Annotated in this window: 18 protein-coding genes; 2 read left to right on the top strand and 16 right to left on the bottom strand. The window is 66.2% G+C overall.

Annotated elements, in window-relative coordinates; translation table 11 throughout:
• Positions 1 to 34: 34 nt before the first annotated feature.
• Positions 35 to 691, bottom strand: a complete 657-nt coding sequence (sctR, locus tag IFT57_RS00390; protein WP_122796795.1) for a type III secretion system export apparatus subunit SctR — start codon at positions 689 to 691, stop codon at positions 35 to 37.
• On the bottom strand, positions 684 to 1,721 hold the full coding sequence (gene sctQ, locus IFT57_RS00385) for a type III secretion system cytoplasmic ring protein SctQ (RefSeq protein WP_192149807.1): 1,038 nt from the start codon (positions 1,719 to 1,721) through the stop codon (positions 684 to 686). The genes sctR and sctQ overlap by 8 nt, the downstream gene beginning before the upstream one ends.
• Between sctQ and IFT57_RS00380 the strand changes: the two genes are divergently transcribed.
• Positions 1,720 to 2,232, top strand: a complete 513-nt coding sequence (locus tag IFT57_RS00380; RefSeq protein WP_192149805.1) for a hypothetical protein — start codon at positions 1,720 to 1,722, stop codon at positions 2,230 to 2,232. The genes sctQ and IFT57_RS00380 overlap by 2 nt on opposite strands.
• Here IFT57_RS00380 and IFT57_RS00375 read toward each other — a convergent pair.
• Genes IFT57_RS00375 through IFT57_RS00345 form a run of 7 tightly spaced genes read right to left on the bottom strand, consistent with a single transcriptional unit; the run spans position 2,190 to position 6,934 of the window.
• Positions 2,190 to 3,521, bottom strand: coding sequence for a FliI/YscN family ATPase (locus IFT57_RS00375; protein WP_446731172.1), 1,332 nt, complete (start codon positions 3,519 to 3,521; stop codon positions 2,190 to 2,192). The genes IFT57_RS00380 and IFT57_RS00375 overlap by 43 nt on opposite strands.
• A complete protein-coding gene (locus IFT57_RS00370) occupies positions 3,518 to 4,120 on the bottom strand; it encodes an HrpE/YscL family type III secretion apparatus protein (RefSeq protein ID WP_192149803.1) in 603 nt (200 codons plus the stop codon). The genes IFT57_RS00375 and IFT57_RS00370 overlap by 4 nt, the downstream gene beginning before the upstream one ends.
• Complete coding sequence (locus IFT57_RS00365) at positions 4,113 to 4,787, bottom strand: type III secretion protein (RefSeq protein WP_192149801.1); 675 nt, start codon at positions 4,785 to 4,787, stop codon at positions 4,113 to 4,115. Before IFT57_RS00365 ends, IFT57_RS00370 begins: the two co-directional genes overlap by 8 nt.
• Entirely contained in the window at positions 4,784 to 5,569 is a 786-nt protein-coding gene (gene sctJ, locus IFT57_RS00360; protein ID WP_192149799.1) for a type III secretion system inner membrane ring lipoprotein SctJ, read from the bottom strand. Before sctJ ends, IFT57_RS00365 begins: the two co-directional genes overlap by 4 nt.
• 8 nt (positions 5,570 to 5,577) lie before the next feature.
• Positions 5,578 to 5,991 (bottom strand): hypothetical protein, encoded by a 414-nt coding sequence (locus IFT57_RS00355; RefSeq protein WP_446731182.1) that lies wholly within the window; start codon positions 5,989 to 5,991, stop codon positions 5,578 to 5,580.
• A 38-nt stretch (positions 5,992 to 6,029) separates the two neighbouring features.
• On the bottom strand, positions 6,030 to 6,239 hold the full coding sequence (locus tag IFT57_RS00350; RefSeq protein WP_122796789.1) for a hypothetical protein: 210 nt from the start codon (positions 6,237 to 6,239) through the stop codon (positions 6,030 to 6,032).
• A gap of 41 nt (positions 6,240 to 6,280) precedes the next feature.
• A complete protein-coding gene (locus IFT57_RS00345) occupies positions 6,281 to 6,934 on the bottom strand; it encodes a type III secretion protein (RefSeq protein WP_192149797.1) in 654 nt (217 codons plus the stop codon).
• A gap of 188 nt (positions 6,935 to 7,122) precedes the next feature.
• On the opposite strand from IFT57_RS00345, the gene IFT57_RS00340 reads away from it, so the two are divergent.
• Positions 7,123 to 7,923: a tetratricopeptide repeat protein gene (locus IFT57_RS00340; protein ID WP_192149794.1), complete on the top strand. Its 801-nt coding sequence runs from the start codon at positions 7,123 to 7,125 to the stop codon at positions 7,921 to 7,923.
• Positions 7,924 to 7,926: 3 nt separating this feature from the next.
• On the opposite strand, the gene IFT57_RS00335 is transcribed toward IFT57_RS00340, so the two are convergent.
• From IFT57_RS00335 to IFT57_RS00305, 7 genes are all read right to left on the bottom strand, one after another.
• Positions 7,927 to 8,334, bottom strand: a complete 408-nt coding sequence (locus tag IFT57_RS00335; RefSeq protein ID WP_192149792.1) for a hypothetical protein — start codon at positions 8,332 to 8,334, stop codon at positions 7,927 to 7,929.
• Between the two features lie 34 nt (positions 8,335 to 8,368).
• On the bottom strand, positions 8,369 to 9,613 hold the full coding sequence (locus IFT57_RS00330; RefSeq protein ID WP_192150801.1) for a type II and III secretion system protein family protein: 1,245 nt from the start codon (positions 9,611 to 9,613) through the stop codon (positions 8,369 to 8,371).
• Positions 9,614 to 9,714: 101 nt separating this feature from the next.
• Positions 9,715 to 11,850, bottom strand: coding sequence for a type III secretion system export apparatus subunit SctV (sctV, locus tag IFT57_RS00325; RefSeq protein WP_192149790.1), 2,136 nt, complete (start codon positions 11,848 to 11,850; stop codon positions 9,715 to 9,717).
• Positions 11,847 to 12,239, bottom strand: a complete 393-nt coding sequence (locus IFT57_RS00320; RefSeq protein ID WP_244657223.1) for a tetratricopeptide repeat protein — start codon at positions 12,237 to 12,239, stop codon at positions 11,847 to 11,849. Before IFT57_RS00320 ends, sctV begins: the two co-directional genes overlap by 4 nt.
• Positions 12,229 to 12,606 (bottom strand): hypothetical protein, encoded by a 378-nt coding sequence (locus tag IFT57_RS00315; RefSeq protein ID WP_192149788.1) that lies wholly within the window; start codon positions 12,604 to 12,606, stop codon positions 12,229 to 12,231. The genes IFT57_RS00320 and IFT57_RS00315 overlap by 11 nt, the downstream gene beginning before the upstream one ends.
• Before the next feature lie 28 nt (positions 12,607 to 12,634).
• Complete coding sequence (locus tag IFT57_RS00310) at positions 12,635 to 13,537, bottom strand: SctD/MshK family protein (RefSeq protein WP_192149786.1); 903 nt, start codon at positions 13,535 to 13,537, stop codon at positions 12,635 to 12,637.
• Between the two features lie 58 nt (positions 13,538 to 13,595).
• Complete coding sequence (locus tag IFT57_RS00305; RefSeq protein ID WP_167335519.1) at positions 13,596 to 13,760, bottom strand: hypothetical protein; 165 nt, start codon at positions 13,758 to 13,760, stop codon at positions 13,596 to 13,598.
• Between the last annotated feature and the right edge of the window lie 183 nt (positions 13,761 to 13,943).

The following is a 13,943-nucleotide window of genomic DNA, read 5'->3' as shown; positions in this document are numbered from 1 at the left end:
GACTGCTACCTCGCAAGGGGTGGGTGGTCGACGTTCATGCGCCGTAGCTCATGATCAGTCCGTGCATGAGGCGCGACCAACCGCTGACGGCCACGAACAGAAAGATCTTCAACGGGATCGAGATCAGCGTCGGCGACACCATCATCATGCCCATCGCCATGAGGATGTTGGAGACGATCAGGTCGATCACCAGGAACGGGATGTAGAGCAGGAAGCCGATCTCGAAGGCACGGGTCAGCTCGGAGCTGACGAACGCCGGGATCAATACCACCAGATCGTCTTCGCGAAGATCGGCGCGGGCTTCCTCGGACCAGATGCTTTCGGTCGCCTGCAGAAAGAACGCCCGCTCATCCGGATTGGCGTAGCGCGACAGGTGCGCCTGCAACGGTGCGCGCAGCACGTCGCCGGCTTCGCGAATGCCGTCCACGCTCTGCAGGCTGATGGGCTGGGCTTCGAGGCGGTGCAGCATTTCCCCCACCAGCGGCGTGGTGATATAGACGGTGAGGATCAGCGCGATGCCGTACAGCACCAGGTTGGGCGGCGTCTGCTGCACGCCCAGAGCGTTGCGGATGAGAAACAGCACTACGGAAATCTTCAGGAAGCCGGTCATGGTGACCACCACCAACGGCACCAGGCCGATGGTGGAAACCACGATGATGATTTCGATCAGATTGGGTTGCAGCTCATTCATGGGCTGTACGGCTCGTCAGGCGCACCCCCAGGCCTTCGCCCAGGGTAACCAGTTCGCCTCGGCCGAAGGCTTTGCCATTGGCATGCAGCATGACCTGCTGGCCCTCTCGATCCGGCAGGGGCAAAACACTGCCGCAGACCAGTGCGCCGAGGGTCTGCACCGTCACCTCGAGGTGCCCGACTTCGCAGACCAGGGTGACGGGCAAATGCGCCGCAAGGTGGTCGGGGAATTGCGCCATGATGGTTTCTCCAGAGGAAGGCGAAATGAACGGAAAGGGGGCAGGCGACGGTGAATCGTCCAGGCGCAGGCCGCCGGGGATGAGCGTGGCGAACGCGTGCAGGCGCTCGGCGATGCGTACCAGCACGCCTGCGCAAGGTCGATCGAGCATGACCACGTCGCCTGGCGCCAGGCTGTGCAGTTCGTCAAGGGACAACAGCTGCCAGCCGCAGGCGACCGACACCGGCAGGGGCAGCCAGCCAGGGTGCTCCGGCACGCGTGGCACCTGGGTATCGAGCAGGGCCAACAGACGTCGGGCGGCGTCCGGGTCGAGTGCCAGACCCAGCGTGGCGTGCCATGCTCCTTGGCTCACGCTCAACCCCAGCCGCACCGGCAGCGAATCGTCGGCAAATTGTTCAGGGGTGCATTGCAAAGGCTGATCGGTGGATTTTTCCAGGGCTTCGACGAGGTCGAGCAGCAGGTACTCGAGCAGCAGGCAACGCTGTTCCGGGTTCGCCTGTTGCAGGCTGGTGCTCGTTTCAGGGCCAAACGCATTGGCCAGCAAGCCCCTGGGCAGGTAAAGGACACCTGTGTCCGGGCCCAGCCTGAAGGCGACGTCGAGGCGATCGTCGAGTGGCTCCGGCCAGGCTCGTACAGCCATCTGGCAGGCGTGCCCGCCCAGTGCGAACTCGATGACGGCGCGCGGGTGCAACCATTGGTTGATCAGCTCGCATGCGGTGGCATCGACCGAAGGAAAACAGGCAGTTACCCTCGGCAGCACCGGTGCGCGGCGGATCGGGCGGACGTCACCCATGGGGCAAGCCACCGGGCCGATCTTCAGCTTCCGCTTCGGCGTGCCCCTGCGCGCGCAGGCGAACCAGGCGGACTTCTTGGGCCAGCAATTGGGCCATGGCGTCACACTGTCGCTGGTGCTGTTGACGCTGCTGCCGCAGGGTTTCCAGGCGCGCGTGCACTTGGCTCCGTTCCTCGCCGAGGACTTGCAGCTGCTGCGCAAACTGTCGATCCAGGTGAACCCGCTCGGAGGCCTGCTGCTGGTAGCGCTGGACCTGCCAGTGTTCGACGATTTCACCCAGCAGCGCCGCGCCGTTGCGTGCATCGCGGCGGGCCAGGGCTTCGCTGTGCAGGCAGTGCGCCTGGGTCAGGGTGTCTATGCGCTGCTCCAACTCGTCGCGGCAGCGCGCCTGTCGGGCGGCAGCCATCCGTGCCTTGCGTTCGCGCAACTCGCGCAGTCGCAGCAGCGCCTGCAAGCGCTCGGTGCCGGTCACTGGAGCAACTCGAACAGCGCACGCACGGTCTGTTCATAGTCGCTGCAACTATCGGCCTGCTGGCACAGGAATCGCTCGATGGCCCCCTGTCGCGCGATGGCCGCATCGGTCTGCGGATCGCTGCCAGCGCTGTACTCGCCAACCTGCAACAACAACTGGACGTCGGCGTACAGCGCCATGGACTGACGAATCTGCGCCGCGCTCTGGCGTTGCAGCGGCCGCACCACGGCGTCCATCAGGCGGCTGCGGCTGCGCAGTATGTCGATGGCCGGGAAGTGGTTCTTCTGCGCCAGGGCGGCGCTGAGCACGATGTGGCCGTCCAGGATCGAGGTGACTTCTTCGGCCACCGGGTCCTGGCTGCCGTCGCCTTCGGTAAGGACCGTGTACAGGCCGGTGATGCTGCCGCGTGCGGCCGGCCCCGCGCGTTCCAGCAGGCGCGGCAGGGCGGCGAAGAACGAAGGTGGAAAGCCGCGCCGGGTCGGCGGTTCGCCTGCTGCCAGGCCGACCTCGCGCTGGGCGCGGGCGAAGCGTGTGATGCTGTCCATCAACAGCAGCACATGCAGGCCCTGATCGCGAAAGTATTCGGCGATGCTGGTTGCCACGTGCGCCGCCTGGACCCGCTCCATGGCCGGCCGGTCGGACGTGGCGACCACCGCGACCGTGCGTGCGCGGGCCTGCGCGCCGAGTTGGACGTCGAGCAGTTCGCGTACCTCGCGTCCACGTTCGCCGATCAGTCCCAGCACGATGACGTCGGCGGCGGTGCCGCGCACGATGCTGGTCAGCAGGGATGACTTGCCCACCCCCGGCTCGCCGAAAATGCCCACCCGCTGACCACGGGCGACGGTCAGCAGGCCGTCTATGGCGCGGATACCCAGTGCCAGCGGCTGCTCGATCAGGCTGCGCGAGAACGCCGTCGGCGGCTCACCATGCACCGGGTAGTGACGTGCCGGCCCCGGCGCCAGGGGCGGCGGTGGACCGTCGAGAAAGTGGCCCAGCGGGTCGATGACCCGGCCCAGCAGATGCTCACCCACCCTGACCTTCAGGGGTGCGCCGGTGGGAATCACCTCGCAGCGGGTGGACATGCCTTGCAGCTCGCCGATCGGCGTGAGCAGAGCTTCGTCGCCTTCGAAACCGATTACTTGGGCCGCGACCAGACGCTGGTCGAGGGGATCGCGCAGGTAACACAGCTCACCGATGCGGGCCATTGGCAGGCTGGCGTAGACCATGATTCCGCGAATTCGCCGGACCTTGCCGCGCATCGGTCGGGGTAGGGCCGTTGTGGCGCGCGCGAGCAATTCCGGCAGTGCGCTGTCGAGCACGACGCTCACTGGGCAGCCCCGACGCTTGCAGGCGCGTCCGGCAGGCCCAGTGCAAGGCGCAGGCCGCGCAGCTGCTCATCGATGTCCAGGTCGACCAGCGCGGCCGGGCTCGACAGCGTGGCCTGACGCGGCCCCAGGCTGGCGTCGCTCTGGACTTGTACAGTGCCGAGCAGCCCCTGCAGCAAACTTGCGACCGCCGCCAATTGGGCGGGCGGCACGCGCAGGGTCAGTTGCTGCTGGTCGCGGAAGTCGTGCAGGGCGCGCTGGCACAGCTGGGCGATCAGGGGCGCGGCGTCGAGGTCGTCCAATACCTGGCGCACCAATGTCAGGCTCAGCTCGGCCAGTTGCACCTGCACCGTGGCCAGATAGCGCTCGACGGCTACGGCGGTCTCGACCAGCTGTCGACCCGCCGCCGCCTGGCCCTCGGCAAGTCCTTCGGCGCGGGCGGCAATGCGCAGGTCCCGGGCCTGCCGCTCGGCCAGCTCGAGCAGCTGTCGAGCCTGCTCGCGGGCGTTCTGCAGATATTCCTGACCGTCGATCCAGTGCGCGGCTTCATCGACGCGCACGATGCGCTTGCCAGGCGTTGGCAATGGGCTGGCTTCACTCATCCATGGCTCCATGGGTCGGCGGATCGCTGCGCACTACCCGCCGCACGATCATTGGCCCGTACTGCTCGTTGCGCGGGGTAATCGGCGTGGCGGCGGCCGGGTCAGCGATTTTCAATCGGTACCAGGCGGCCAGTGCGCGAGGTTGTTCGGCCAGCCAGGCGTTGACGCAGGCCTGGCCATCTCGTTCGACCACAGCGTCCAGTTCCTCGAGAGAAGCCGGCAGCTCGTGGCTGGCCAGCGGGCAAGCCAAGGCATGTTCGGCCAGGGCCAACTCGAACAGCGCAGTACCGAAGTGCTCGCGCAGCGCGCGTACTGCCGGTGCGCGAATTTCCCGAACCAGCGCTTCGGCCCAGAACACCACCCCGCAGCGACGCGCCAGTTGCTTCAGTTGCGCGCTGCCCAGGGTGGCCACCGGCACATCCTCGGCCGCCGGGGCCTGCAGCGCCTCGAGGGGTTGCAAGGCAAAGCGTTGCTCGAGCATGCGCGTCAGCCGCTCGCGCAGGCGTGGCTGGGCCAGCATCGCATCGAGGGTGGCTGCGGGCAGGTCGAGGTTGTCGAAGCAGGCCTGCAGGCGTGCCCGGTGCACGTTGTGCAGAGGGCGGGCGGTAAAGGTTTGCCAGCGGCGTTCGTGTTCGGCTGCAGCGATCGTGTGTTCCGGCGTGCTCATGTGACATCCACCAAGGTGTAGCTGCGCGGTCGACGTGCCTGCCACAGCACATAACCCAGCACCCCGGCCAGCGCCACGATGGCCAGCAGCATCACGCCGAACAGGGTTGCGGCGCGGGTCTGACTGCTCTCCAGCACCCAGATGCCCATGACCGAGGAAAACGCAGGTGCCTGGCGTGCGCGCTCGCGAACGGCGGCCTGTACGGGAATGACCGAGACACCGTCGTAGCCCAACCCGGCGATACCGTTGGCGACCAGGGTCTTGATCTGCGGTATCAGTGCATTGATGTCCAGCCCGGCTTCGTAGCGCACGAACACCGAGGCCGAAGAGGGGGTGATGTAGCGCTTGAGCAGATCGTTGTCCGGCAGCACCACATGCACCCGGGCCGAGACCACCCCGTCGACCTGCGATACGGTGTGCGCCAGTTCCTCGCTCAATGCGTAGATCAACTGAGCGCGTTCCTGGGTGGGCGACGAAACCAGGCCGTTGCTCTTGAACACCTCACCCATACTGGCGAAGGTCTGCTCCGGCAGGCCGGCCTGTTCCAGGATCGCCATGGCTTCGGCAAAGCGCTCTTGCGCCACGTTGACGGTCAAGCGCCCGTCCTTCTGCACCACGCGGTCGGCGGGGATGCCTTCGTGCAACAGCGCCGCGACCATGGTATTGGCCTCGCGCTCGCTGAGATTGGTGTACAGCTGGGTCTTGCAGCCCTGCATCAGGCAGGCGAGCAGGACGATGGCCAGCAGGCGGCGTGTAGTGCGCTGCCGTATCGAGAGAGGCATAAGGTTCATCATTGACCCTTGAGCAAGGTGTTGGCGGCGCCGGACACCTGGGTGGCACCGCGCACCACCATCTGCGTTTCGATGGAGTGATCGAACATCAGGCTCAACGACTCCACGACCTTTTGCAGTTGCGGGTCGGCAGCGGCCTGCGCCGGGGCCGGGTGACCGGCCGCCGCAGGGTCGGTCTGTCTGGCGCCGAGGTCGGCGGCGCGCTCGGCGAAGCGCTGGGTGCGATTGAAGAAGCCGTCGAGGTTGTCCAGAACACCGGCCCCCAATTGTGCGGGGCTGGTGCCGGTGGGCGCGACGGCAGGCTGCCGTGCCATGTGCTCGAAGAGGTTCTGCGATGCCTGGTTGGTGCCCACTGCATCGGCGATGGGTGGCTGTGCCGGTACGGCAGTGGCGGCAATGGGCAACATGGTCAGGCTCCTGTTCGACGATGGGAAGGTTCAGCGCGACGCAATCACTCGTCGGACATCGCTTCGTTCAGCATTTCGTTGGCCTTGGGCATGATGATCATCTGGCCAGCCACGGTGACCGCGCCGCTGACCAACTGATCGGTGAACTCGGCGTCGCTGAGTTCCGTGGAGCTGTCCAGCGCGGCGTTGAATTGCGCCTCGCCGTCCGTGCCGGCGGAGGGGTCGAGGTTCGGATCGATAGCATTTGTAGCCATGGTCGTTCTCCTTGCAGGTGAGCCCGAAGGCGGGGTTGAACTCAGTCCAGGCCCGAGACCACCTGGGTCTCGGCGCCGCCACGAAAGATTCGCACACTGCGGGAAGCAGGTTGCCTAGCGGCCGTGTGGCGCAGCGGCGGCCGCAGGGCGGCGAGTTGCTCGTCGATCAGGCTCAGGTAGCCTGGCGAGCCGGCGGCGCTCACCCTGCGAGCGCTGGCATCGATGCTCAGCCGGGCGCGTGGGCCACCGGCGAGTAGCGGGGCCAGTGCGCCTTGAACCGCAGCGGCCGACAGCGTGCCGGTGTCGAAGGTGCGTGCTGCAGTGTCGTTGGCGCTGTCGACGAACAGCGTGCTGCCATCGAAGTACCAGCCAAGCCCGTTGGCCGTGCTCAACGCGGCGAGAAAATCGGCGGCGCTGTCGCCAGCCACCTTGCCGCGGACCTTGCCTTTGACGGCGTCGGCGATGACCACTGCAAAGCCAAGGTTGCTGCCCATTTCCTGCAGAACGCCGCGTACATCCTGGTCGATGATCAGGTAGGGATAGGGCTGTGCGGGCCAGGCCGGCGTGGCAGCTGCCGATGCGCAGGCATCGGGTCCGGCCAGCATGGCGAGGATCAGCAATGCGCATGGCAGCCCCGGCGTGCTGCGCAAGCGCTGGCTGGATCTGGCGGTGATGTCTGGGCCGTGCTGGCTCATGCGCTGTGCGTTCCTGCCGATTGTTTGAACGGGCCGAGTGTAGCCGCGCGCACTTTGCGTTTTTGTGACGGCCGGCAAACGCGTCAGGTACTGAGCGCCATGCACCCCATGCAAGTGGCCGTTGTCACCGGACTGTCACCTGAGTAGGTTTCACTCAGCCCTTTGTCAGCCTTCAGGGGAGGGGTGCAGTGGGTGTTTCAAGACCTGGAAAGTCTCTGCTGGTCACGGCATTGGCCGCGGCCTGCGTGCTGTTGAGCGGCTGCGCAACGCAGACCCCGCCCAGCGATGACGGCGCGCGATTGATGCAACTGGCGGCCGAGGTCGACCGTCGCGGCGATCCCTCATCGGCGGTGGCGCTCTACGAGCGCGCCGCCGTACTCTCCAAGGAGGCGCCCGAGGTCATGCTGCAGTTGGGTGAAGCGCGTTTGGCCAGCGGCGATCCTCAAGGCGCGGCGCGGGCCTTCCGTGGCGTGCTGGTCAACCAGAGCAAGGAGCCGCGAGCGCTGCTGGGCCTGGGCACCGCGTTGCTGCAGAGCGGCGAAGTCAGCCGCGCCAGTGACACCCTGGCGCAGGCAGCGCCGATGATCGGCACGGCCACTGCCTACAATCGCCTGGGTACCGCTGCGATGCTCGCGGGCCGGCAGGCGCAGGGCATTGCCGCGTTGCGCCAGGCCCATGACCTGGCTCCGCAGAACCTGGATATCAGTACCAACCTGGCCTTGGCTCATGCACTTGGTAGTCAGCCGAACGAGGCCGTCGAACGCATGGCACAGGTGGTACGCTCGCCACTAGCACGTCCCAGTCACCTGCGTCAGCAACTGCTGGTGCTGACCCTGGCCGGTCAGGAGCGGCGCATTGCTGCCGAACTGCCCGACCTGAGCGAAAGCGAGCGGATCGCGTTGATCGGCAAGGCACGGGCCATCAAGGTGCTGCAGGATCCGGCCGACCGCGCTCGCGCCCTCGGCATTCTCGCGCGCCAGGCGCGCTGAATCTCAGGGCGCCGGCGCAGCCAGACGTTCACGCTCCAGCTCGCGCCGGCGCTCCACATCGGCCGTTTCTCCAAGCAGATACTGTTGCGCAGCGCGACCTACCGGCGCCGCCAGGGTCGGCCCCATGGCTTGCCCCCGATGCAGGTCGCGGGTGTCTTGCATCATCCGCTGCAGGTTCAAGGCATTGGCACACCCCAGCGGCAAGCGCGCGCGGCCTGCGATGTTATCGGCACCCGTACACGCTGCTGGCACGGTGCGCGCAGCGCCCGTCGACGGTTCGTCGCGCAGGCGCAGGTAATCCATCGGATCGTCCGGGGTGTCCAGCTCGGTGGCGCACCCGCCAAGCATCAGCAGGGGCGCGACACAGGCCAGGGTTCTGCAGCAGGCCATCCATCGACGATAAGCCCACACAGGTTTACTCCACACAGGTTCAGTCCACACAGGCTCAGTCCACATAAAAGCCGAACTCCGTGTGGGCGGTGAGCGCAACGTTGCCTCCCGCCAGCCGCCAGGCCGGGTTGTCGCTGGCCGGGTCAAGCGGTGTGGCCAGGCTGCGGTCGGCCACCGGTTCGACGATGTAGGGCGTGATCAGAATGACCAGTTCGGTTTCACTGCGCTGGAAGCGTTTGGACCGGAACAGGTTGCCCAGCACCGGCACGTCGCCCAGCAGTGGCAGCTTGTCGATGTCCTGCGAACTGCTGCGCTGGAACAGCCCGGCGATGGCGAAGGTCTGCCCGCTGCCGACTTCGACGCGAGTGTCGGCCCGGCGTACCTGAAAGCTGGGTACGCTGAACCCGCTGATCTGCACCTGGCTGGTGGTGGAGAGACTGCTGACTTCCGGCCGGACCTGCAGGCCGATGCGTTTGTTGGGCAACAAGGTCGGGGTGAACTGCAAGGAAACGCCGAACGACTTGTAGTCGATGCCGATCAACTGGTTGCCGACCGGGACGGGCACGGGAATCTCGCCACCGGCCAGGAAGCTGGCGGTCTGCCCGCTCAGAGCGGTGATGTTCGGCTCCGCGAGGATTTCCAGGAAACCGTTGCTCTGCAAAGCGTCGAGCAACACATCGACGCTGGCGCTGCTGGAGTTGAACCCGGCCGACAACAGGTTGGTGGCGCCGGCCACCGCCGAACTGGCTAGCGGGCCGCCGGTGATCAGGCCGAAGGAAAACGAGCCGCTGTTGATCAAGGCATTCCAGTTGACGCCGTAGCGCAGCAACTGCTCGCGGGAGACCTCGGCAAATCGCACACGGATATTGACCTGGGGCGAGCCGTTGTAGGTCGCGGCGTTGATCGGCGGCACGCCCGGCGCCGCGCTGCTGACCAGTAGGGCGTTGAGTTCGATGGCGCTGTCGATGTCGGCCACCGCACCGTCGGCCAGCAAGCGCTTGCCCTGGCTGCGAACCTGCACCTGATTGTCCGGGTTGTGCTGCCGCAGCGCTGTGCCGATCGGCGGGCGGACGCTTACGCCCACGCTGCCCTGCGATGCTTGCTGGGCGTCCAGGGCAATCAGGTTGGTCTGGCCGTCCGTCTTGCCGAACACATAGGCTACGCCGGGCGAAACGATGCGAATGTCGGCGACCGCGTTGTCGGCAACGAATACCGATTCCACGGGCGCGGCAAAGCGCAGGATCCGCCCCTCACCCACACTCAACTGCACCGTTTCGCTGGGCGCCGGATCGAAGTTCATTCCCTGTGCCGGCCCGGCCAGCGCAAGCGCCAGCCATGCGCCGGCGTACGGCACTCGGCGCAGCAGACCGAGCAGCCGGCGGGTGGGCATCGACAGTCGGTTCATGCCAGGACGCCTGTATCGGGAGCGGCGAGCGCAGCCGCAGGGCTGCCGGGCAGGGCGATGGAGCGCAATGTATGCAAGGTGAATTCTCGGGTCAGATCTTGATAGGACAACACGGGGATTTCCAGGTCGTGGCGCACCAGCCACTGGCGCAGATAGCGGCGCAGATCGGCCGACACCATCAACACCACTTGAAAGTCGTCGTCCGTGCGGCTGAACGCTTGACGCAGTTGCTCCAGCAATTCTTGGCCGAGGGCTTCCGGCAGGCCCGCGCTGCGGCTCGCTTCGGTACGGCGCAGCGCTTGGCGAATCGCGTCCTCGGCAGGTCGGGCGAGGACAAAGGCGGCGATGACCCGGTGCTCGTCGGCGTAGCGATGACAGATCTGGCGTGACAGCGCGCCGCGGGCGTGTTCGCTCAGCACATGCAATTCCAGATCGCGCGGGCCCCATTCCACCAAGGCTTCCAGCAGGCCACGCAAGTTGCGCAAGGCAATCCCCTCGTCGAGCAGGCGACGCAGGATGTCCGCCAGACGCTGTAGTGAGGTGTGCCGCAAGGTTTCGCGCACCAGTTCCGGATAATCGGCTTCGATACGGTCGAGCAGACGGCGGGTTTCCTGGATGCCGATGAAATCCGCTGCGTAGCGCGTCAGCACGGTCTGCAGATGTGCGCCCAGCGCCTGTTCCAGCCCATGAAAACCGATGCCCGCCTGTTCCAGCGCCTCGCGGTGAACATGGTCGACCCACAGGGTTTCGCTGCGGCCCACCAAGGCCATGCCGTGCTGCGGCTCGACGTCGAGCAACTGCAAGTGCAGCGGGTCGTCGCGCACCCACAGGTGGGCGGCAGGCAACGGGCCGGCGCTGATCGGAACCCCTTCGAGCAGGACCGCGAACTGATCGGCAGCCATGCCGGGATCTATCCGCGTTCCCACCTCGGGCAGCTCGATGCCCAGTTGCTGCATCACCGCCTGGCGCGCGTCCTCGGCGTGCTCGCGCAGTTCGTCCGCAGTGAGGTGCAGGGCCAGGGTCTGGCCGACCCGCAGCATGATGCGCCGCTCGGGCTCCACCGGCTCCGGCAAGCGTTCCACCGAAGCGGTGGCACTGGCTGCGCCGGACTGATCGATTGACGTGGTGGGCACGCTCTGGGTCAGGGCATGGCGCGCCTGGCGTCGGTGTAACGCCCATGCGGCGGCACCCAGGATCGCCGAGATGATGACGAACACCGGCGCAGGGAAACCGGGAATGAACGCCACCGCCAGCAGAATCACGGAGGTCAGGGTCAGTGCCCGCTGGTTCGAGCCCAACTGGCCGATGATCTCGCTGCCCAGGTCCTGGTCGTCATCGCTGGCAACGCGGGTCACCACGATGCCGGCGGCCACTGCGATCAGCAGTGCCGGGATCTGCGCGATCAAACCATCGCCGACGGTCAACAGCGAATAGGTATGGCTGGCTTCGCTGAACGAAAGCCCGCGCTTGGCCATGCCGATGGCCATGCCGCCGAGCAGATTGACGAACAGGATCACCAGGCTGGCGATCGCATCGCCCTTGACGAACTTCATGGCCCCGTCCATGGCCCCGTACAGCTGACTCTCGCGCTCCAGCAGAGAACGCCGCTGTTTGGCCTGCGCCGGTTCTATGTCGCCGTTGCGCAGGTCATTGTCGATGCTCATCTGCTTGCCGGGCATGGCGTCCAGGGTGAAGCGTGCGGCCACCTCGGCAACCCGTTCGGCGCCCTTGGTGATCACCAGGAACTGGGCCACGGTGATGATCAGGAACACCACCAGACCGATCACCACCTCTCCAGCAATCACGAACTCGCCGAAGGCCGCGACGATCTCGCCGGCGTCGCCCTGCAACAGGATCAAGCGCGTGGTGGTGATCGACAGCGACAGGCGCAACAGGGTGCTGAGCAGGATGATCGGCGGCAAGGCGGAGAAATCCACCGAACGCGAAACGTAGAAAGCCACCACCAGCACCAGCAGGCTGAAGGCGATGTTCACCGCAATCAACGCGTCGACCATGATCGTCGGCAAGGGAATGATCATCATCACCACGGCCAGCATCATGAAGGCGGCAATGACCACGTCGCTGCGCTGCGATGCCAACACCGCCAGGCGGTTGAGTGGGGCGAGATTCATGGGTTCGGAGTCCTTGGCGGGGCAGGCCCCAGCAGGTGACGGGAAAAGCACTCGCGTGCGCCGGCCTGATCGCCGCTGACCCACAGGGCGCGGCTGCGCAGCAGCGCATGGCAGGGGTGCTCGCCTTCCAGGCCGATCAGGTAGTCGAGTGCATTGAGCGCTCGGCGTCCGTCACCCGATTGGGTGAACAAGCCGATCAGGCTGCGCAGGATATGAATGTCGTCCGGACAGATTCGATAGGCCATCAGCAGGTAGGTCAGGCCACGGCGCTCCTGGCCGCTGCGCGCATACGACTGCCCGCGGCTGTGCAGCCACTGGGCGCAGTCACGCGCCGACGGTGCCGCGCGGCTCATTTCCATCTCGCCGGTCAGTTCGCGTTCAGCCGTCATGGTCAGCGCCGGCTTCCAGGTGAATCTCGATGTCGCGCTGCAGTTGCATCTCTTCGTGCAGCAACGCCAGCGCCACCGCTTCGGTTTCCGCATCGGCGCCCAAGTGCGGCACGATGACGTCGATCAGGTGCTGGAGAATCTGCGCGGTGCGGTGCGGGCTGAATATCGTCGGGTCCTGAACCTGAACCTGATTCAGTTGCTCGAGCCGTCCGCGCAGCGATTTGCCGACATCGGCGCGCCGGTTGCGAATGGCTTTCTCGAAGGCCTCGCGGGTCGCCGGCGCGGCACTGGCGGCAGATGGCTGCACCGGCTCGCTGCGCAGGCTGCCGGCCGTGGGCTCCGACCCCTTGCGCGCTTCGACCTTCAAGCCGGTCGCTCCCGCTTGGCCAGCACGTTCATAGGGTCAACTCGAATTCCTTGCCCTGGCGGGCAAGAATCAGCCGATCGTGTTCGATACGCTGCAGAACCCAGCCATCGGCCAGCGCCGTACCGGGGTAGAGCCGCTCGCCGCGCTCGCCCACTACATAGGGCTGCGGGCCCAGCCAGACCGCCCGGAAATGCACCCGCGGCGGAACCAGCGGCGCCGCCGGCAGAACATCGTTGCGCAGCACCGGCGCATTGCCCCAGGTCCGGTCATACCAGCTCTGTACCTCGATCCAGCGGGTACGCTGATCACTGTCGACCAGGCCACTGACCCGCAGCGTGTTGCCCTGGATGTCGATCGACAACGGTTGCAGGCCCGCTTGATCCAGGCGATCGCGCAACGCCGCCAGTGCCTGGGGCTGAGCGCCGCCGATTGCAGGCGGAGCATCGGCAGTCGGGGCATTGCTATCGGCAGCCAGCGCCGGTGCGGCATCGGTCCATGGCTGCCACAGGTAGCCTGCGAGGATCAGCAGGCACGCCACGGCGAGCAGCGTCCAGCGAACGGTGCCCAGCCGGCGCGGTGGTTCTCCGCCGGGCGGATGCGCCAGGCGCAGGGAGGTCTGGCCAACGCCCAGTTGCACCGGCAGGCTGCAGCGGTAGCCGTGGCCTTGGGCAACGCGCACGTCGCCGACCATGACATCGCCGCCGGTGGCCTCGATCGCCAGGAAGCGCCGGTGCACATGCACGGTGAGGTGGGTTGCATGGATCTGGGGGTCGCGCAGGACGATGTCGCAGTCTTCATGGGCGCCGATGCGACAGACACTGCTTTCAAGCGCAACGACCGCACCGGCGTGGGGGCCGCTCAGTACGTTGAGCTCGGGAAGAAGGGGGTGGGCAGTCAATGGCAAGGAGCGGTGTGCAGCAATCACAGGCATTCATCACTCGGCGTCGACAAGAACGGGTGGGTGGCGCAGCACGCCACCCACCAGCGAATCAGTTCTGCGGACGCTGCTTGGCGGCGTCGAGCTCGGACTTCTTCTCGGTGGTGATCTCAGTCACCTTGGCCGATTTCTCGATGGCCGAGTCGAAGGCCGCGGTCATTTTCTCGATCGCTGCGTCGGCGCTGCTGGTGCTTGCTGCTGGCGTGGTGGTGCTCATGGTGTCTCTCCTTGTTGAGGGGATTAATGTCTGATTCGCTGCAACTGCACAGATGCAGACGGCATGTCACCACAGCCACCGTGAGGTGAGTCCCGTTGGCTGCAGGGGTACCCTACAGGCAAGGCGGTTAAGGAATTGTGTCAGCGGCGAAATGCGCAGCGCTCAGTTGTAGCGGCCATACGG

It is taken from the genome of Pseudomonas sp. CFBP 13719 (assembly GCF_014842095.1).
Classification (GTDB): Bacteria; Pseudomonadota; Gammaproteobacteria; order Pseudomonadales; family Pseudomonadaceae; genus Aquipseudomonas.
This window is presented reverse-complemented; position numbering and strand designations above follow the sequence as displayed.